The 17,913-nt window shown below is 72.2% G+C and carries 16 protein-coding genes; 13 read left to right on the top strand and 3 right to left on the bottom strand.

What is annotated here, in order from left to right; genetic code table 11:
- Positions 1-51 precede the first annotated feature (51 nt).
- The 9 genes from N864_RS06390 to N864_RS23545 all read left to right on the top strand — a co-directional run bounded on the left by N864_RS06390 (position 52) and on the right by N864_RS23545 (position 10,605).
- Positions 52-264 carry a hypothetical protein gene (locus N864_RS06390; protein ID WP_034714733.1) on the top strand — a complete coding sequence of 71 codons (213 nt, stop codon included), beginning with the start codon at positions 52-54 and terminating at the stop codon, positions 262-264.
- A gap of 76 nt (positions 265-340) precedes the next feature.
- Positions 341-3,115 (top strand): MinD/ParA family ATP-binding protein, encoded by a 2,775-nt coding sequence (locus N864_RS23550; RefSeq protein WP_051518264.1) that lies wholly within the window; start codon positions 341-343, stop codon positions 3,113-3,115.
- Positions 3,112-3,852 (top strand): hypothetical protein, encoded by a 741-nt coding sequence (locus tag N864_RS06375; protein WP_034714731.1) that lies wholly within the window; start codon positions 3,112-3,114, stop codon positions 3,850-3,852. The genes N864_RS23550 and N864_RS06375 overlap by 4 nt, the downstream gene beginning before the upstream one ends.
- Positions 3,853-3,955: 103 nt before the next feature.
- Complete coding sequence (locus tag N864_RS06370; RefSeq protein WP_081793446.1) at positions 3,956-5,749, top strand: ABC transporter substrate-binding protein; 1,794 nt, start codon at positions 3,956-3,958, stop codon at positions 5,747-5,749.
- Positions 5,750-5,775: 26 nt separating this feature from the next.
- Positions 5,776-6,471, top strand: a complete 696-nt coding sequence (locus N864_RS06365; RefSeq protein ID WP_051518263.1) for a nucleotidyltransferase family protein — start codon at positions 5,776-5,778, stop codon at positions 6,469-6,471.
- An 11-nt stretch (positions 6,472-6,482) separates the two neighbouring features.
- Positions 6,483-7,370: an AAA family ATPase gene (locus N864_RS06360; RefSeq protein ID WP_034714753.1), complete on the top strand. Its 888-nt coding sequence runs from the start codon at positions 6,483-6,485 to the stop codon at positions 7,368-7,370.
- 5 nt (positions 7,371-7,375) lie between these two features.
- Entirely contained in the window at positions 7,376-8,521 is a 1,146-nt protein-coding gene (locus tag N864_RS06355) for a vWA domain-containing protein (protein WP_240474235.1), read from the top strand.
- Positions 8,514-9,731 (top strand): XdhC family protein, encoded by a 1,218-nt coding sequence (locus tag N864_RS06350; RefSeq protein WP_034714727.1) that lies wholly within the window; start codon positions 8,514-8,516, stop codon positions 9,729-9,731. Before N864_RS06355 ends, N864_RS06350 begins: the two co-directional genes overlap by 8 nt.
- Positions 9,732-9,981: 250 nt before the next feature.
- The gene (locus tag N864_RS23545; RefSeq protein ID WP_155892843.1) at positions 9,982-10,605 is read left to right on the top strand and encodes a helix-turn-helix transcriptional regulator; all 624 of its coding nucleotides are present in this window, start codon (positions 9,982-9,984) and stop codon (positions 10,603-10,605) included.
- 91 nt (positions 10,606-10,696) lie between these two features.
- Here the strand turns inward: N864_RS23545 and mgrA are convergent, their stop codons facing one another.
- Positions 10,697-11,740 (bottom strand): L-glyceraldehyde 3-phosphate reductase, encoded by a 1,044-nt coding sequence (gene mgrA / locus N864_RS06340; RefSeq protein WP_034714725.1) that lies wholly within the window; start codon positions 11,738-11,740, stop codon positions 10,697-10,699.
- A gap of 196 nt (positions 11,741-11,936) precedes the next feature.
- On the opposite strand from mgrA, the gene N864_RS06335 reads away from it, so the two are divergent.
- From N864_RS06335 to N864_RS06320, 4 genes are read left to right on the top strand one after another with little or no spacing between them, the layout of a single operon-like run.
- Complete coding sequence (locus N864_RS06335) at positions 11,937-12,557, top strand: (2Fe-2S)-binding protein (protein WP_081793442.1); 621 nt, start codon at positions 11,937-11,939, stop codon at positions 12,555-12,557.
- Complete coding sequence (locus tag N864_RS06330) at positions 12,554-15,034, top strand: xanthine dehydrogenase family protein molybdopterin-binding subunit (protein WP_034714722.1); 2,481 nt, start codon at positions 12,554-12,556, stop codon at positions 15,032-15,034. The genes N864_RS06335 and N864_RS06330 overlap by 4 nt, the downstream gene beginning before the upstream one ends.
- Positions 15,031-15,888 (top strand): FAD binding domain-containing protein, encoded by an 858-nt coding sequence (locus N864_RS06325; protein ID WP_034714720.1) that lies wholly within the window; start codon positions 15,031-15,033, stop codon positions 15,886-15,888. The genes N864_RS06330 and N864_RS06325 overlap by 4 nt, the downstream gene beginning before the upstream one ends.
- 6 nt (positions 15,889-15,894) lie before the next feature.
- A complete protein-coding gene (locus tag N864_RS06320; protein ID WP_034714718.1) occupies positions 15,895-16,755 on the top strand; it encodes an SRPBCC family protein in 861 nt (286 codons plus the stop codon).
- On the opposite strand, the gene N864_RS06315 is transcribed toward N864_RS06320, so the two are convergent.
- Both N864_RS06315 and N864_RS25610 read right to left on the bottom strand, forming a co-directional pair.
- A complete protein-coding gene (locus N864_RS06315) occupies positions 16,686-17,582 on the bottom strand; it encodes a class F sortase (protein WP_034714716.1) in 897 nt (298 codons plus the stop codon). The two genes, N864_RS06320 and N864_RS06315, sit on opposite strands and share 70 nt — an antisense overlap.
- Positions 17,583-17,612: 30 nt before the next feature.
- Positions 17,613-17,913, bottom strand: a 301-nt coding sequence (locus N864_RS25610) for a hypothetical protein (RefSeq protein WP_034714714.1), incomplete at its 5' end; no start/stop codon positions are given.

Here is a 17,913-nt window from a genome sequence, read left to right as displayed (position 1 = left end):
GGAGGGCCACGCCGCACGACCTGTTTTCAGGCAGAAAGGATGTGAGTCCAGATGCGTTCCTGCGCAGTCATCGACGAGGCCGAGCTGGCCGAGCAGACAGCGACCCTCCTCCCGTCGCGTGACACGCTCTGCTACTTCGGCTGCGTCAACGTGACGGTCACCCCGGTCGTCGGTGTCAACCTCGCTTTCGCGATCAACGCCGCCACGATCAACTCGAACGCGTCCGCGCTCGCCGGCCAGTACCTCGCGGTGCTGATGCCCTGAGCCGGCGTCGGCGGGTGGGTGCCGCGGTCCCACTCGCCGACCGGCACTGCCGCCTCCGTGAGGAGCAAGGGGATCCATGTCAGTCGGTCATGACCTCACGACCACCGGCGAGCCGCTCGGGTGGGGGCGTGCTCCGGGCCTCGACCTGCTCGGGGAGGTCCAGGACTCCGGGCTCGCACACCCCACCTATCTCGCTCGCCGGGCCGACGGGCAGGTGCTCCAGCTCTCCGAGCTGCTCCACCTGGTCCTTGCCGAGCTCGACCCGGCTCGATCCCCGGCCGCGGTCGCTTCGGCCGTGAGCGACGCCTTCGGGCGCTGCCTCACGGCCGAGGGCCTCGGCCACCTGCTGGAGACCCGGCTGCACCCACTCGGGCTGGCCACCCAGGCCGCCCTGCCGAGCGCCGCCCTGCCGAGCGCCGCTCAGGCGGCCCCTGGGCGCCGGGACCGGCACCGCCGGCACCCGCCCGACGCCGTCCCTCGCACCGATGGCTCCGTCCCGGCGCCCACCGCTCGTCCCCTGCTGTCCCTCTCGCTGCGGGGCACCCTGCTGCCGGCGCGCTGGGTGCGCCGAGTCGCGCGGGTCCTCGCTCCGGTCTACTACCCGCCCATCGTCCTCGGCGCCCTCGTCTGCGCCGCCATCGTCGACATCGGGCTGCTCCGCTCGGCGAACCTGCTCGACGCGCTCGAGCAGGTGCTCGGCGCGCCGACCCTGCTGCTCGCCCTCTACCTGACGCTGACCGCGACGGCGCTCGTCCACGAGCTGGGACACGCGGCGGCGTGTGCCCATGGCGGCGGGCGCCCCGGCGCGATCGGCTTCGGGATCTACCTCGTCTTCCCCGCCTTCTACACCGACGTCACGGACTCGTACCGCCTGCGGCGCTCGGCCCGGATCAGGACCGACCTGGGCGGGCTCTACTTCAACGTCTGGTGCATCATCGGGCTCGGCGCGCTGTACCGCGTGACCGGGGACGGCGTCTTCCTCCTCGCCCTCGTGCTGATGCACATCGAGATGCTCCAGCAGCTCGTCCCGGTCGTGCGGCTCGACGGGTACTACGTCCTCGCCGACATCGCAGGAGTGCCAGATCTCTTCGCGCGCGTCGGACCGGTCCTGCGCAGTCTCCGCCCCGGCGGACGCCAGGACCCGCGCGTCACGGAGCTACGTCCTCGCGCCCGCCGGATCGTGGTCGCCTGGGTGCTCTTCGTCGTGCCGATGCTCCTGCTCGCCATGGGCTGGCTGGTCTGGAACCTGCCCCTCATCGTCAGCCAGACCACGGCCGCCCTGCGCTCCCAGTTCGACGCGCTCCGCGTGGCCTCGACCCACGGGGACACCCCGGTGGTGTTGCTGGGCCTCATCTCACTCGCACTGCTGGCCATCCCCCTGCTCGGCCTGGCGGTCCTGGCGCTCCGCCTCGCCCAGCTCCTCTCCCAGCTGGTCGGCCGGATCCTCGGCCGACTGCTCCCACCCCTCCGCGGCCGGATGCCTCGCAGTGCTGCTCGACAGGGGTCCACCGCGCCTGAGTCCCGGGACCAGCGGGCGGAACAGCGCGCACGACAGCCACGACAACAGAAGAGACAACCGAACACACAACGCCACACCGCAACGGGGATCACCATGACAACAACCGACACCCACGACCGGTCGCCGTCCGACCGGGACGCCTTCGTGCTCCATGACATCTGGGGCAGCCCACCACCGGAGGAGGACCGTGCCGACCCGCTTCCCGAACCGCTGTCCCTGCCCGGCGACCCCGGCGGCCCCGGCCCCACCGACCGCCACGACCACGGCGGCCCCGACCACACCGACCGCCACGACCAGGACGATCTCGAGCGGCCGGCGCCGGCGGCACACGTCGCCACCGGGCAGCCGACCGCCCCGGCCAGGCACACGCCCACCCAGCCGGGCCAGCCGATCGACCGGCTGACGGCGGACGCCTTCGCGGACGTCTGGATGCTCCCCACGCGGCAGCCGGTGCCGCGCACGGGGTGGCGCCGAGCGGTGTTCCGCGCATCCGGCGGTGCGGTGAACCCGGGACCCGGTGCGGCGGAGCGCCGCCGCGCCGAGCTGGAGGAGCGACTGCGGCAACCGATCGACGGGTCACGGCGCGTCGTCGTCATGAGCCGCAAGGGTGGCGTCGGCAAGACCACGACCACGCTGGCGCTCGGCAGCACCTTCTCGGAGCTGCGGGGCGACCGGGTCGTCGCGGTCGATGCGAACCCCGACGCCGGCAACCTCGCCCACCGCGTGTCCGTGCCGAACGACCGGACGATCACCGATGTCCTGGACGACCTCGAGCGGATCGACACCTACGCGAAGCTGCGGTCCTACACCTCGCAGGCCCCGGACTCGCGGCTCGAGGTGCTCGCCTCGGACGACGACCCGCGGATCGGGATGGCGCTCGACCGGACCGACTACCACCGCCTCATCGGCCTGCTGGACCGCTTCTACAACCTGATCCTGCTCGACACGGGGACCGGCATCCTCGACAGCGCGAACCAGGGCCTGCTCGCCGAGGCGGACCAGCTCGTCCTCGTCCTGCGGCCGGGCATCGACGGTGGCCGGGCGGCCGCGCTGACCCTCGACTGGCTCGAGGAGCACGACTACGGCCCGCTCGTCAGCCGCGCGGTCGTCGTCGTCAACGGCGTCCGGCCCGGCGTCGGCGCGCCCCTGGAGCCGATGATCGCCCACTTCGAGCAGCGGTGCGCGCGCGTCGTCTGCGTGCCGTGGGACCCAGCCCTGGAGACAGGGTCGGAGACCCACCTGTCCTACCTCGCCCCAGCCACCCGTCACAGCCTCGTCGAGATGGCAGCCGCCGTCGCCGACGGTTTCCGAGAGACAGGAGTACGCCGATGAGCTCGGTCAGCATGCCCCGCCCGCGCCGCCGTGGTCGGCTTGTCCGACGGGTCGCCGGCGTGCTCGCCGCGGTGCTCGCCACCGGCGCGCTCGCCTCCTCGACGTCCGACGCGGACTCCCGGCACGACTCGCTCGACCTGTCGAGCATCGCGATCAGCAGCTCGGCCCAGCCGCGGGTGCAGGACGTCGCCTTCGACACCGAGCGCGTCCACGGGCGCACCGTGGACGCCAACACGTCCTCGGCCGCGAACGCCGAGTGCGACGGGTGCAGTGCGACCGCCACCACGCTCGGCATCGTCTATGTAGACAAGGGGCGGGCGGCCCGGCTCGACAACGTCGCCACCGCCTGGAACTCCTGCACCGACTGCAGCACCGCCAGCGTCTCCGTGCAGGTGGTCATCGTCCGGCGCGCCCAGCAGGTGACGGCGAACAACCGCGCGCTCGCCCTCAACGCGGTGTGCCAGGGGTGCCGTGCGTCGGCGGCCGCCTACCAGCTCGTCATGCTCGACCCGAAGGGCAAGCGACTCTCCGGCCGGGACGTGCAGGCGCTGCGTGAGTGGGTCGCAGCCCAGGCCGAGGCGATGGTCGCCGGACCGGCCAGGCAGTCGCTGCTGCGCGCTGCTCCGAACGGGTCTGGTGCGGCTCCGCACCAGCTCGACCAGCTCGAGCAGCGGGTCGGCTCGGCGCTCGGCGGTGCCACCACGCTGGACCGGTCGGGCGAGGTCAAGACCGGCTGAGGCCGGGTGCTCCTGTCCGGTCGATAGAATCGAGGCTTCGGCAGGCGCCGGCTCGCGCCTGCCCTGCCCGGTCCCGCCCAGCCACGGCCCACGAGGAACTCGAATGCGTCGACGTCCCAGCGTGCTCGTCGCCGCAGCGCTCGCCGCCTCGGTCGTGGGGCTCACCGGGTGCACCGAGTCGGTGGAGGGGACGACGCCGGTCGGCACCTTGACGCCGCCCGGGCCGACGGCCAGCACGGCGACAGCAGCGGCGCCGTCGGAACGCCCGCTCGTCGTCGAGACGGTCTTCGGCCAGGTGGACCTCGACCCCGGCCAGGCGTTCAGCCGGACCGGCGCGATCATCAGCAGGGCGCTCTACCAGACGCTCACGACGCTCTCCGCGCAGGACGAGACCCAGGCCGAGGCAGGACTGGCGCAGTACACCATCAGCCCCGAGGGCAAGTGGCTCACGCTGCGGCTGCGCGCGGACGCGACGTTCTCCGACGGCACACCGGTCACCACCGACGACGTCATCTTCACCCTGAACCGGGCTGCCGGCCTCGGCGGCCTGCCGGCCACGATCCTCGGCAACCTGAGGATGACGAAGGTCGACGAGCGGACCATGACGATCACGTCGCCCAGCGCGAACTTCGCCCTGCCCGCGATCCTCGCCAACCCGGCCTTCGGCATCCTCAACTCGTCCGCCGTCAAGGCGCAGGGCGGCACGATCGGGCCGAACGACTTCGCCGGCCCGTGGCTGCAGACGCACTCGGCCGGCTCGGGCCCCTACGTCCTGGCGGCACGGACGACGGGGACCGTCACGCTGCGCGCGAACCCACACTGGAACGGGCCGCCGCCGGCTCATCCGGAGATCGTGCTCCGGGACGCCACCGCCGCCGAGCAGGTCCGCGACCTCGAGGCCGGCCGGGCCGACATCGCCCTCGACGTGTCGCCGTCCCAGGCCGAGGCGATCCAGCTCGACCCCGCCGACCGCGCGCTGCGCGTCGTCACGCGTCGCTCCGCGACGACCGCCTACCTCGTGCTCAACACCTCCGCCAAGGTGAACCGCTGGACGGCCGACCCCGACTTCGCCGAGGCGGTCCGGCGCGGCCTCGACTCGGCGGCGCTCGCGAAGCTCGTCGGTGGCGGCACCATCGCGGCCCCCGGTCTCATCCCGCAGGGCATCTTCGGCGCGCTCAAGCCCGCCGCGACGAACCCTGCGCCGGCACCGACGCCCTCGGGTTCGGCCGGCGCCTCCGGGACGCCACCACCCTCCGGCGCGGCGCCGGCCCCGACGGCCACCCCCTTCCCCGCCTCGCCGAGCGCGTCCCTGCCCCGACCCACCATGACGACCCCGACCGCGCGCCCGCGCACCATGGACGGCCGGGACCTGGCCGCCGCGAAGGCCGCGCTCAAGCGCGCCGGCTACACGGGTGAGCCGCTCACGCTGCACTACGCCGAGGAGCAGCCGATCGAGGGCGTGCCCGCCAAGCTGCTCGCCGAGGCGGTCGCTCGCCAGCTTGGCGAGGCCGGAATCACCGTGCACCCCGAGGGGATTGCCGCGGCCGATGCCAGGTCCGCCTATGAGAAGGGCACCGAGGCCTTCGCGCTGTGGAGCTTCACCCCTGCCTTCCCGGGGCCGGAGAACTACCTCCTGTTCGCCCCCGGCCATCCGATCGGGCTGCACGCCGGATGGCCGCTACGCGCCGCCACGGTCGTCGACGAGCTGACCATCCAGGCGCTCAACTCGGTCGGCGAGGACCGGCGCGCGACGTACACCTCCTGGCAGCGGGCCATGAACACCGCCGGCCCGTTCGTGCCGCTCGTCCAGCCGGCCAGCCACTACGCGTACGGCAGCCGCGTCACCGCCCTCTCGACGAACCCGATCTGGACGATCGACCTCGCGCAGACGCGCTGAGTGCCGCGGCACGGATAATCAGCCGTATGCCGCTCAGCTCGCCCCCACGCGTCCGTGGTCTCGTCCTCGCGGCGGGGGCGGGTCGCAGGATGGGCGGACCCAAGGCGCTGCTGCCCGCACCGGGTGGCGGCACGCTGGTCGAGGCGGCCATCCGGCTGCTCCGGGAGGGCGGTTGTGACACGGTGACGGTGGTGGTCGGCGCCCAAGCAGCGGAGGTCCGCGCCGTCGTCGAGCGCCTGCAGCCCACCGCGGCCGGGGCGGCCGGTCCCGACCTCGAGGTCGTCGAGTGCCCCGAGTGGGACGAGGGGATGGGTGCCTCGCTCCGGGCCGGGCTCCGACACCTGCGCCACCACGCCGACGCGGCCGCGGGTGCCCCTGTCGAGGCGGTGCTCGTGACGCTCGTCGACCTGCCCGACCTCACCCCGGCCGTCGTCCACCGCCTCCTCGCGCCGCCGGCGGGCGGCCACCGCGAGGTCACCTGGCGGCGCGAGCTGCGGAGAGCGGCATACGACGGAGCCCCCGGGCACCCGGCGCTCATCGGCCGGGACTTCTGGGACGCCACCATCGAATCCGCCGTCGGGGACCGCGGAGCGCGGGAGGTGTACCGGACCCACCCGCACCAGCTCGTCGAGTGCGGAGACCTCGCGACGGGACGCGACGTCGACACGCGCGAGGAGGCCGGCTCGTGGGGACTCCCTTCCGCAGAACGCAGTCGTGAGTAATGCTCAGGGGCATGGAACAGGCCTTCACGAGCCCGGACGACGTCACGGCCACCCTCGCCCGCACCGGCTACCTCGCCGACGAGGCGCTCGCGACCGTGACCTTCCTCGCCACCCGGCTCGGTCGGCCGATCCTGCTCGAGGGCGAGCCGGGCACGGGCAAGACCGCGCTGGCTGAGTCGCTGGCAGAAGCCCTGGGGCAGAAGCTGATCCGGCTGCAGTGCTACGAGGGAATCGAAGCCACACAGGCGCTCTACGACTGGGACTTCCCCCGCCAGATCCTGCACCTGCGCGCGGTGGAGGCCGTGGCGGGCGACGAGCACCGCGACCCGAAGCAGCTCGAGGCCGAGCTGTTCGACGAGCGGTTCCTGCTCGCCCGTCCGGTGCTGCGGGCGCTCCGCGAGGCGCCATGCGTGCTGCTCATCGACGAGATCGACCGCGCCGACGACGAGTTCGAGGCATTCCTGCTCGAGGTGCTCTCGACGTGGCAGGTGACCATCCCCGAGGTCGGCACGATCGCCGCCGAGCACCCCCCGCTCGTCGTCCTCACCTCGAACCGGACCAGAGAGCTGCACGACGCCCTGAAGCGGCGCTGCCTCTACCACTGGATCGACCACCCGGGTCTGGCCCGCGAGCTGGACATCGTCCGGACCCGGTTGCCCGAGGTGAGCGACACGCTGGCCGAGCAGGTCGTCCGGCTGGTGCAGCGGCTGCGCACCGAGGGCGACCTCATCAAGCCGCCCGGCGTCGCGGAAACCCTCGACTGGGCCCGGGCGCTCGATGCGCTCGGCGCCGGCTCGCTCGACCCGGAGGTCGCGGCCGCCACCCTCGGCGCCGCCGTCAAGTACCGCGAGGACGGCGAGCGCGTCCGGGCGATGCTCGACCGGATGCTGGCGGGATGACCGGGATGACCGGGATGACGGCTCAGCAGTGCCTCGAGGCGCACCACCGCCGACCGCCGGACGAGTGGCTCATCGGCTTCGCCCGGGCCCTGCGGGCGGCCGGCCTGCACGTCACCGCCGACCGAGAACGGACCTTCCTCGTCGCGGTGTCCCAGGTCGGCCTCGGCGAACGGCGAGGCGTCTACTGGGCGGGGCGGGCCACCCTCACCTCCTCACCGGCCGACGTCGAGCGCTACGACCAGGTCTTCACGGCCTGGTTCACCGGCCGACCGATGGAGACGACCCACACCGTGCCGCCGACTGTGCGACCGCCCGTCCGCCAGGCAGCGCTCGACGATGATGCCGCGTCCGGGGCCGGTCCGGAGACCGAGGACGACCTGCTCCGGGCCCGCGCCAGCGGCCAGGAGGTCCTCCGGCAGCGCGACGTCGCGGCCCTCGACCGAGCCGAACGAGCTCAGCTGGCGAGGATGTTCGAGCGGCTCCATCCGCTCGCTCCCCACCGGCCGGCTCGTCGGCACGTGCCCAGGCGCACCGGTCCGGTCAACGGACCGGCCACGCTGCGCGAGCAGCTGCGCCGCGTCGGTGAGCCGGGACCCGTCCGGCACCACCGGCGTGGGGTCCGCACCCGACGGGTCGTCCTCCTCATCGACGTGTCGGGCTCGATGAGCGCGTATGCCGACAGCCTCCTGAGGCTGGCCCACCGGTTCGTGCAGGCAGCGCCCACGACCGAGGTCTTCACGATGGGGACCCGGCTGACCCACGTGACCCGGGCCCTGCGTGAGCGAGACCCCGACCGAGCGCTCGTCGCCGCCGGTGCGGTGGTCCCGGACTGGTCCGGCGGCACCCGACTCGGCGACGCCCTCGCAGCGTTCCTGGACCGCTGGGGCCGGCGCGGCATGGCGCGGGGAGCCGTCGTCGTGCTCTTCTCGGACGGGTGGGAGCGCACCGGTCCGGAGGTGCTCGGCGAGCAGATGCGCCGGCTCCGGGCGCTGGCCCACCGGGTGGTGTGGGTCAACCCGCACCGGGGCAAGGCCGGCTACCAACCGATCCAGCAGGGCATCGTCGCGGCCCTGCCACACGTCGACGACTTCGTCGCGGGGCACTCCTTCGCGACGTTCGAGGAACTCATCGAGGTGATCGCACATGCGTGAGGTGCTGCCGGAGCTGTTGCGGTGGTGGCAGGCCGGCGAGACCGTCGGCGTCGGCACCGTCGTCGGGACGTGGCGCTCGGCGCCCCGGCCGGCCGGGGCGGCGATGCTCGTCGGCCCCGAGGGGGAGGCGGTCGGGTCGGTCTCGGGCGGTTGCGTCGAGGGTGCCGTCTACGAGCTGGCCCAGGAGGTCCTGTCCTCCGGGGAGCCGGTCCTGCAGCGGTATGGCGTGAGCGACGATGACGCCTTCGCCGTCGGGCTCACGTGCGGCGGGATCCTCGACGTCTTCGTCGAGAAGGTCTCACCCGAGACCTTTCCGGAGCTCGGTGACGTCGCCGCCGACATCGCGGCGGGGCGCCCCGTCGCCGTCGCGACCGTCGTCGAGCACGTTGACCCGGCCTGGCTCGGTCGTCGGATCGTCATCCACCCCGAGGAGGCCGACGCGGAAGGTGAGGCGGGCGCCGATGCCGGCTCAGCGCCATACAGCGGTATGACGCTGGGCTCGGACCGCGCGGACGCGGCGGTCGTCGACGACGCACGCGGGATGCTCGACCACGGGACGACCGGCCTGCTCACCTACGGCCCTGACGGGGAACGGCGGGGAGAAGGCATGCGGGTCTTCGTGTCGTCGTTCGCCCCGAAACCGCGGATGCTCGTCTTCGGCGCGATCGACTTCGCCGCTGCGGTGGCCCGGGTCGGCAGCTTCCTCAGCTACCACGTGACGGTGTGCGACGCGCGGCCCGTGTTCGCCACGGCGACCCGCTTCCCCGCCGCGGACGAGGTCATCGTCCGGTGGCCCCACGAGTACCTCCGCGAGGAGGTGGACGCCGGTCGGGTCGATCCCCGCACGGTCATCTGCGTGCTGACCCACGACCCGAAGTTCGACGTGCCGGTGCTCGAGATCGCCCTGCGGCTGCCCGAGGTCGCATACATCGGCGCGATGGGCTCACGGCGGACCCACGAGAACCGGCTGGAGCGCCTGCGCGAGGCGGGTCTCACCGACGCCGAGCTGGAGCGGATGAGCTCACCGATCGGGCTCGACCTGGGCGCGCGTACGCCCGAGGAGACGGCGGTCAGCATCGCCGCCGAGATCATCATGGACCGCTGGGGTGGCCGCGGGGAGCGGCTCGCCGGCCTGTCGGGACCGATTCACCACCACCACGGTCACGCCGACGAGCCGCCGCTCCTCCCGCACCAGCTGTCCGCCACCTAGCTGGTCAGTACACCTGGCGCAGCGCGGTGCTCGCGGCCTGCGCACCTGAACCGGCCGGTTCCACGTGCGCGTAGCGGGCCGTTGCCTCCCACTACGACACTGCACACTCAGAGTGTCCACTGTCGTAGGGAGCGGACCGGCTTCTCGGTGCGATCGCCTCTGGTGCTCGAAGTGCCCCGCGTCGGCCTGCTGCGTCGACTCTCGAGCATGGCCAGCCCCCGTGTCGGTGCCCAGCGGCACACTCGCCATCATGGGAACCGAGGATGACCTCGACTTCGCCTCGGCCGACGCCGTTGGGCGGCTGGTCGCCCGTGCTCGCCGCCTGACCGATCTCAGCCAACGCGACCTCGCGAGCCGCGTCGGGGTCTCCCATACCACGATCGCGCGGCTTGAGTCCGGGGCAGGCTTGCCCAGCCTGCCGCTCCTTCATGCGATCCTGACAATGGCAGGACTGCATCTGCGGATCATCGATGAGAACGAGAAGATGGTGCGTCCCATCCCGTCAACGACCGTGCGAGACAACGGCGGGCGCCGCTTCCCGGCGCACCTCGACGTGGCGGCTCCCGACGAGGTCCCGTCGTGGGTCATTGAGTCCCCTCGCTACGACCGGCCGCGGCCACCTGCTTGGCACCACCGAAGAGCAGAGCGGGACCGGCTCCTGGCTCAACGGCCGCAGGCATCCCGGCAAACGGACCACCCCACCCGCGAACAGCTTGCCGAGCGGGAGCGTCTGCGGCGGGGGCCCCAGCCGGTCGTCCGTCCGGCGCCGCCCGCCGAAATCGTGTGCACCTGCCCCGAGGCGTGCTTCGACGACGACGAGGTCATCGGCTGCCTGCCGGACTGTCCCTGCCAGTGCGAGCCGCCGCTCGCCTGACGCGTCTGCCTGGTCAACTCGGCAGGCGTCCTGCCCGTCGTGTACCTGCTACGGGGCCGTCGGCTCTAGCCCTCTGGCGCTGGCCCGGCGCTCAGAAAGAGCTCGAGCGCTGCCAGAGGTTGATGCCGGTCTCGACGGCGTCCTTGTCGATCCGCTCGAGCTCGGCGTCCTCGAACGCGAGGTTGTCGAGCGCGCCGAGGCTGTTCTCGAGCTGACCGACGGACGAGGCACCGATGAGCACCGACGTCACCCGCGGGTCGCGCAGGGCCCAGGCCAGTGCGAGCTGGGCCAGCGACTGTCCGCGGGCCGCGGCGATCTCGTTGAGCGACCGGACGTGGGCGAGCGCCTCGTCGGTGAGCAGGTCGGGCGACAGTGACTTGTCCTGGGCGGCGCGGGAGCCCTCTGGGATGCCGTGCAGGTACTTGTCCGTCAGCATGCCCTGGGCCAGCGGCGAGAAGGCGATACACCCGACACCCTCCTCCTCGAGCACGTCGAGCAGGTCCTCCTCGACCCACCGGTTCAGCATCGAGTAGCTCGGCTGGTGGATCAGCAGCGGCGTGCCGAGGTCGCGGAGGATGGCCACCGCCTCCCGCGTCCGCGCGCCGGAGTAGGAGGAGATCCCGACGTAGAGCGCCTTGCCCTGGCGGACCGCAGCATCGAGCGCCCCCATCGTCTCCTCGAGCGGCGTCGTCTCGTCGAACCGGTGGCTGTAGAAGATGTCGACGTAGTCGACACCCAACCGCTGCAGGGACTGGTCGAGCGAGGACAGCAGGTACTTGCGCGACCCGCCGCCCTGGCCGTACGGCCCCGGCCACATGTCGTAGCCGGCCTTCGTCGACAGGACGAGCTCGTCGCGGTAGCGCTTGAAGTCCTGGGCGAAGATCGCGCCGAAGTTGCGCTCCGCGGAGCCGTAGGGCGGTCCGTAGTTGTTGGCCAGGTCGAAGTGCGTGACGCCGAGGTCGAAGGCCCGGCGCAGGATGGCGCGCTGCCGGTCGAGCGGGACGTCGTCGCCGAAGTTGTGCCACAGCCCGAGCGAGATCGCGGGCAGGTCGAGGCCGCTGCGCCCGCAGCGGCGGTACTCCATGTGCTCGTAGCGGTCGCGCTGGGCCTGGTAGTCATCCGCGTGGAACGTCATGGCCCCATCCTCCCCGACGAGCCGGTAGGCCGCTCACCCCGCCACGCACCCGAGGTCGCGTGCGTGCGGGGCGGGCTCAGCGTCATACGACGCGGTTTTCGGGGAAGGGCTTGAAAGCGTGGTCCCGGCGGGCGAGACTCACGAGCAGGGCACCGGCCTTGATCACCCACTGCAACGAAGCAGGAGGACTGTCTTCATGACCCGGATCACCGTGACCGTCGACGGGGTGGAGTACTCCGACGACATCGAACCCCGCACCCTGCTCGTCTACTACCTGAGGCAGAACCTCGGCAAGACGGGCACGGTCGTCGGGTGCGACACGAGCAACTGCGGCGCCTGCACCGTGCACCTCGATGGGCGCAGCGTGAAGTCGTGCAACGTGCTCGCCGTCCAGGCCGACGGACACGAGGTGACGACGATCGAGGGACTCGCCGCCGACGGACAGCTCCACCCGATGCAGCAGGCGTTCCACGAGAGCCACGCGCTCCAGTGCGGCTACTGCACCCCGGGGATGATCATGCAGGCGTGCGACCTGCTCAAGGACAACCCCGACCCGAGCGAGCAGGAGATCCGCGAGGGGCTCGAGGGCAACCTGTGCCGGTGCACCGGCTACCACAACATCGTCCGGGCGGTGCAGCACGCGGCGGCTGCGATGCGCCAGGGCACGGAGGCGCCGGCCGACAGTGCGGTCCCCGCTGCCGGGCCGGGCGCTCCGGAGCCGGCCACGGCCGGCGTGGGTGCCGCCGGGCCCGAGATGCCGCCCGGTGAGGGCGCCCCGGTCAGCGCCGGCTCGACGGGTGAGGGGGTGACGGCATGACCGTCACGGAGAACCAGGCACCGGCCCAGCCCGAGGTCGGCAGGGCCCGCCGCCGCAAGGAGGACCAGCGGCTCATCACCGGGCGCACCCGGTGGACCGACAACCTCCAGGTGCCCGGCATGTTGCACCTGGCGATGGTCCGCAGCCCCTTCGCCCACGCGAGGATCACCGCGATCGACGTCGAGGCCGCCCGCAAGGCGCGCAACGTCGTTGCCGTCATCACCGGTCAGGACGTCAAGGACGAGCAGGGCTCCCTGCCCAACGCCTGGCCGATCACCCCTGAGCAGGTCACCCCTGCCCACCCACCGGTCGCGGTCGACGAGGTCCACTTCGCCGGCGAGATCGTGGCGGTCGTCGTCGCCAGGTCGGCAGCGGAGGCCCGCGACGCCGCAGAGCTGGTCGACGTCGACTACGAGGAGCTGCCGGCCGTCCTCGACCTCAAGGAGGCGGCGCAGGACACGGTGCTGGCGCACCCCGACCTCGGCACGAACAAGTCGGCCCTCTGGGTGTTCGACTCGAAGGAGGCCGGGACCGGCGGCGACGTCGAGGACGCAATCCGGCAGGCCCGCGACGGCGGCGTGCTCATCGAGCGGGAGTTCCGCCAGCAGCGGCTCATCCCCGCCTTCATGGAGCCACGGTCCGTCCTCGTCGACCCCACCGGCGAGCAGATCACGATGTGGACCGCGACGCAGATCCCGCACATCCTGCGCTTCCTGCTCGCCGCCGTCCTCGGTGTCCCGGAGTCGAAGGTCCGGGTCATCGCCCCGGACGTCGGCGGTGGCTTCGGCGGCAAGCTGCAGACCACGCCCGAGGAGTTCATCGCCATGGTGCTCGCCCGGCGTCTCGGCAAGCCGATCAAGTACACCGAGACCCGCTCCGAGTCGCTCCTGTCGGCCCACCACGGGCGCGACCAGTGGCAGAAGCTGACCCTGGCCGCCACGAAGGACGGCACGGTCACCGGCTTCAAGGTCGAGCTGCTCGCCAACCTCGGCGCCTACGTCGCGCTCGTCGGCGGCGGCGTGCCGGTGCTCGGGGCGTTCATGTTCAACGCCATCTACAAGTTCCCCGCCTATCACTTCGCCTGCCAGACCGTCCTGACGAACACGACGTGGACGGACGCCTACCGGGGCGCCGGCCGGCCCGAGGCGACGTTCGGCATCGAGCGGATGATGGACGAGCTCGCCGCCGAGCTCGACATGGACCCGCTCGAGGTCCGGGAGAAGAACTGGATCAAGCACGAGGAGTTCCCGTTCACGACGGTGGCGGGCATGGAGTACGACTCGGGCAACTACGAGGCGGCCACCGCCCGTGCGAAGGAGCTGTTCGACTACGACGCCCTGCGCCGCGAGCAGGCCGAGCGTCGGGAGCGCCAGGACCCCGTCCAGCTCGGCATCGGCGTCTCGACGTTCACGGAGATGTGCGGTCTCGCACCGTCGCGCGTCCTCGGCTCGCTCGACTACGGCGCCGGTGGTTGGGAGCACGCGTCCGTCCGGATGCTGCCGACCGGCAAGGTCGAGGTCGTCACGGGCACCTCGCCGCACGGGCAGGGGCACGAGACGGCGTGGAGCCAGATCGTCGCCGACCGGCTCGGCGTCCCGTTCGAGGACGTCGAGGTCCTGCACGGCGACACCGCGATCTCGCACAAGGGCCTCGACACGTATGGCTCGCGATCGCTCGTCGTCGGTGGTGAGGCCGTCGTCCGGGCCGCCGACAAGGTCATCGAGAAGGCCAAGCCGGTCGCTGCGCACCTGCTCGAGGCGAGCGTCGACGACCTCGAGTTCTCGGCCGGCCGGTTCGGGGTCAAGGGCACCGACAAGGGGCTCACGATCCAGGAGATCGCACTCGCCTCCTTCGCGGCGCACAACCTGCCCGACGGGATCGAGCCCGGGCTCGACTCCGACGCGACGTTCGACCCGGTCAACTTCTCCTTCCCGCACGGGACGCACCTGTGCGCGATGGAGGTCGACACCGAGACCGGCGAGACGCGGATGCGCACCTACGTCTGTGTCGACGACGTCGGGGTCATCGTCAACCCGCTCATCGTCGAGGGCCAGGTCCACGGCGGCCTCGTCCAGGGCATCGCCCAGGCGTTGTGGGAGGGGGCGACCTACGACGACCAGGGCACCCTCGTCACCGGGTCGTTCGTCGACTACACCCTCCCGACCGCAGCCGACACGATCAGCTTCGTCACCGAGAACACCACGTCGCCCGCGACGACGAACTCGTTGGGCACCAAGGGAGTGGGCGAGGCCGGCACCATCGCGTCGACCCCCTGTGTCGTCAACGCGATCGTCGACGCGCTACGGCCGCTCGGCATCCACGACGTCGAGATGCCGTGCACGCCGGAGCGGGTCTGGCGGGCGATCCAGAACGCCTCGGCCGGCTCGGTGGACGAGACGCAGCGCGACACCGCGCCGCACTTCGACCCGGACCAGCCCAACCAAGACACTCCCGACCCGGAAGGTGGTGCCCGGTGATCCCGGCATCGTTCGACTACGTCGCGCCGCAGTCGCTCACCGACGCCCTCGCCGCGCTCGCGGAGCACGGCGACGACGCGAAGGTGCTCGCCGGCGGGCAGTCCCTGCTGCCGATCCTCAGGATGCGGCTCAACGCACCGTCCGTCGTCATCGACCTCGGCAAGGTCACCGAGCTGCAGGGGATCTCGGACGAGGGTGACCACCTCGTCATCGGTGCCATGACGACGTATGCCGCTGTGCTGGCTTCCGAGGCCGTCTCCACTCACGCCGCGCTGCTGTCCAAGGCGGTGGCCACCGTGGCGGACCCGCAGATCCGGCACCGTGGCACGGTCGGAGGGGCACTCGTGCACGCGGACCCGGCCGGCGACGTCGGCGCCCCGGTGCTCGCGCTCGACGCCGAGCTCGTCATCGCGGGGCAGGGCGGTGCGACCCGCACCGTCCCGGCCGCGGACTTCTTCGAGGACCTCTTCACGACGGCCGTCGGCGAGGACGAGCTGCTGACTCAGATCCGCATCCCGAAGCACACCGGCTGGGGAGCCCACTACGAGAAGTTCGTCCGGGTCAGCCACCAGTGGTCGATCGTCGCGGTCGCGGCGACGGTGCGTGCCGAGGGTGGCTCCATCGCCGAGGCGCGCGTCGGCCTGACGAACATGGGCTCGACTCCGTTGCGTGCCACGGCCGTCGAGCAGGCGCTCGTCGGCCAGTCGGCGACCGAGGAGGCCGTCCGGCAGGCGTGCGCTCGGGCCGCGGACGGGACCAACCCCCCGTCGGACCTCAACGGTGACGCCGACTACCGCCGGCACCTGGCGTCGGTGCTGACCCGGCGCGCCGTCCTCGCCGCGGCAGGGGCGTGATCGCGGGTGGAGCTCCAGCACTCCTTCACCGTGCCCACCTCTGTCGACGAGGCGTGGGACCTGTTCATGGACCTGCACCGCGTCGGGGGCTGCTTCCCCGGGGCGACCGTGACGGACGCCAGCGGCGAGAGCTTCGCCGGCACCGTCAAGGTCAAGCTCGGCCCGATCGCCCTGCTCTATGCCGGCAGCGGCTCGTTCATCGAGCGGGACGCCGAGGCCCGGCGCGCCGTCATCGAGGCCAAGGGCAAGGACAAGCGCGGCAACGGCACGGCCGGGGCGACCGTCACCATCCAGCTCTCGCCCGACGGCGAGGGCACCCGCGCCGACGTGCAGACCGACCTCTCGGTCACGGGCAAGCCGGCGCAGTTCGGCCGTGGGGTCATGCAGGACGTCTCGGACAAGCTCCTCGGGCAGTTCGTCAGCTGCATCGAGACCCAGCTCGCCGGAGGAGGTGAGGCGGCGGGCGTCGGCGCCGCGGTCGAACCCGCCGCCGAGCAGTCGGGGGCGGCACCTGGGGCCCCGGCTGGCTCCGGCACGGCGACGCCGCCTGGACCGGGGCCTTCGACCGCGACCGCGACGACGAGACCGACGGAGCAGCTCGGCGACTCCGAGGTCGACGCGGGTGCGATCTCGGTGACGGAGCAACGCGGCGGTGCGGCCGCGCCCGGCCCAGCCGGGGCATCGCCCGCCACGCTGGGAGCCAGGGGTGGCGCGGGAGCCGGCTCAGCGGCATACCAAACTGACGACGACGACGCGATCGACCTCGGCGCGACCGTGCTGCCCGTGCTGGCCCGCCGCTACGCTGGCGTCGCGATCGCCGGCCTCGTCGGGCTGGTGATCGGCTGGCTGCTGGGTCGTCGCCGCTGAGTCGGGCGAGACGACCGGGCGGCGCTCACCGGTCGATCGGCGTCGCGATGACGATGTTGATGTCGAGGTAGTTCTGGATGCGGTCGCTCCAGCGGCCCCCGCACGTCGCGAGGAAGAGACGTTCGGGGGCCGCTGGAGTCGTAGAGGCCCTCGCGCGCCACGATCGCCGGGTAGTCGCGCTTCGAGTCGACGGTGCGCCAGATGCGCTCGATCCGGTAGGAGCACGTCGAGCCGTTGGCCTGCAAGATGTCGATGCGCTGACCGGTCTGCACTCGAGCGGCGAAGCTCTCCTTGAAGATCGCCGACCCGTTGCGGTAGGTGTGGCCGTTGATCAGGACGGTTCCCTGACCGGACCCCGGCTGCGGGCCCGGCTCGTACCAGCCGGCGTTGCGCCGGTCGACCGGGTTGCCGAGAGGACGGTTGCCGGCAGCGTCGGCCGGAGCGTTCCGGTCCACGCCGATCCGCTCGAAGGCGGCGTTGACACCGAGCGCCGGGATGACGAGCCTGGCGGGGACGCCCGCGCGGCAGGAGGATCGGCGCGGCGAGGGCTGCGGCGATGGCGGTGTGGACGGGAGCGTCGACGCCTGCCGCGGGGCCGGTGCGGTTGGCTCGGTGGCAGCTATCCCGGGCACCTGACTGGTCGGCAGGCTCGGCGGAGTGGAGCCGGTCACCTGGGCCGGCTCGGATGTCGCGGGCGCCGTGACCGTGACCGGTGCTGCCGGCGCCTGGCCCAGAGGCTGGAACACGAGGATCCAGATCCCCGTCAGGAGGGCCAGGACGCCGAAAGCGCGTACGGTCAGGTCACGAGCGCGGCCTTTCGCAGCCACGTCGCGAGACGAGTTCGTATGGTGCTGAGCTCAGTTCGTGCCGTCGGGACCGCCCTTGCGGCCCCCCAGCACGTTGCGGGAGAACAGCCCGAGCGCTGCGAAGAGCAGACCGCCACCGATCAGCGTGTTCACCGGAGTGCCGTCCTGGCCCGAGCCGCCCGTGTGCGGGGCGCCGCTGCTCAGCCCGCCCACGACGCTCGGGGTGTGGCCCGTGCCGTGTGGCGGAGTCCTGGTCGGCTTTGCAGCCGGAGTCGTCGGGTGCGTGGTCGGCGGGACGGTCGTCGGTGGCACCGTGGTCGGTTCGGTCGTGGTCGGCGGGACCGTGGTGGTG

It is taken from the genome of Intrasporangium chromatireducens Q5-1 (assembly GCF_000576575.1).
Lineage (GTDB): Bacteria > Actinomycetota > Actinomycetes > Actinomycetales > Dermatophilaceae > Intrasporangium_A > Intrasporangium_A chromatireducens.
Note: the sequence above shows the minus strand (reverse complement) of the source record. Positions and strands in the feature narration are given on the sequence as shown.

Excerpts from the sequence above, each read along its gene's own strand:
- N864_RS06350 (WP_034714727.1), top strand. The coding sequence starts at position 8,514 with ATGCGTGAGGTGCTGCCGGAGCTGTTGCGGTGGTGGCAGGCCGGCGAG.
- N864_RS06365 (WP_051518263.1), top strand. The coding sequence starts at position 5,776 with ATGCCGCTCAGCTCGCCCCCACGCGTCCGTGGTCTCGTCCTCGCGGCG.
- N864_RS06360 (WP_034714753.1), top strand. The coding sequence starts at position 6,483 with ATGGAACAGGCCTTCACGAGCCCGGACGACGTCACGGCCACCCTCGCC.
- N864_RS06330 (WP_034714722.1), top strand. The coding sequence starts at position 12,554 with ATGACCGTCACGGAGAACCAGGCACCGGCCCAGCCCGAGGTCGGCAGG.
- N864_RS06335 (WP_081793442.1), top strand. The coding sequence starts at position 11,937 with ATGACCCGGATCACCGTGACCGTCGACGGGGTGGAGTACTCCGACGAC.
- N864_RS23545 (WP_155892843.1), top strand. The coding sequence starts at position 9,982 with ATGGGAACCGAGGATGACCTCGACTTCGCCTCGGCCGACGCCGTTGGG.
- N864_RS06355 (WP_240474235.1), top strand. The coding sequence starts at position 7,376 with ATGACCGGGATGACGGCTCAGCAGTGCCTCGAGGCGCACCACCGCCGA.
- mgrA (WP_034714725.1), bottom strand. The coding sequence starts at position 11,740 with ATGACGTTCCACGCGGATGACTACCAGGCCCAGCGCGACCGCTACGAG.
- N864_RS23550 (WP_051518264.1), top strand. The coding sequence starts at position 341 with ATGTCAGTCGGTCATGACCTCACGACCACCGGCGAGCCGCTCGGGTGG.
- N864_RS06370 (WP_081793446.1), top strand. The coding sequence starts at position 3,956 with ATGCGTCGACGTCCCAGCGTGCTCGTCGCCGCAGCGCTCGCCGCCTCG.
- N864_RS06390 (WP_034714733.1), top strand. The coding sequence starts at position 52 with ATGCGTTCCTGCGCAGTCATCGACGAGGCCGAGCTGGCCGAGCAGACA.
- N864_RS06375 (WP_034714731.1), top strand. The coding sequence starts at position 3,112 with ATGAGCTCGGTCAGCATGCCCCGCCCGCGCCGCCGTGGTCGGCTTGTC.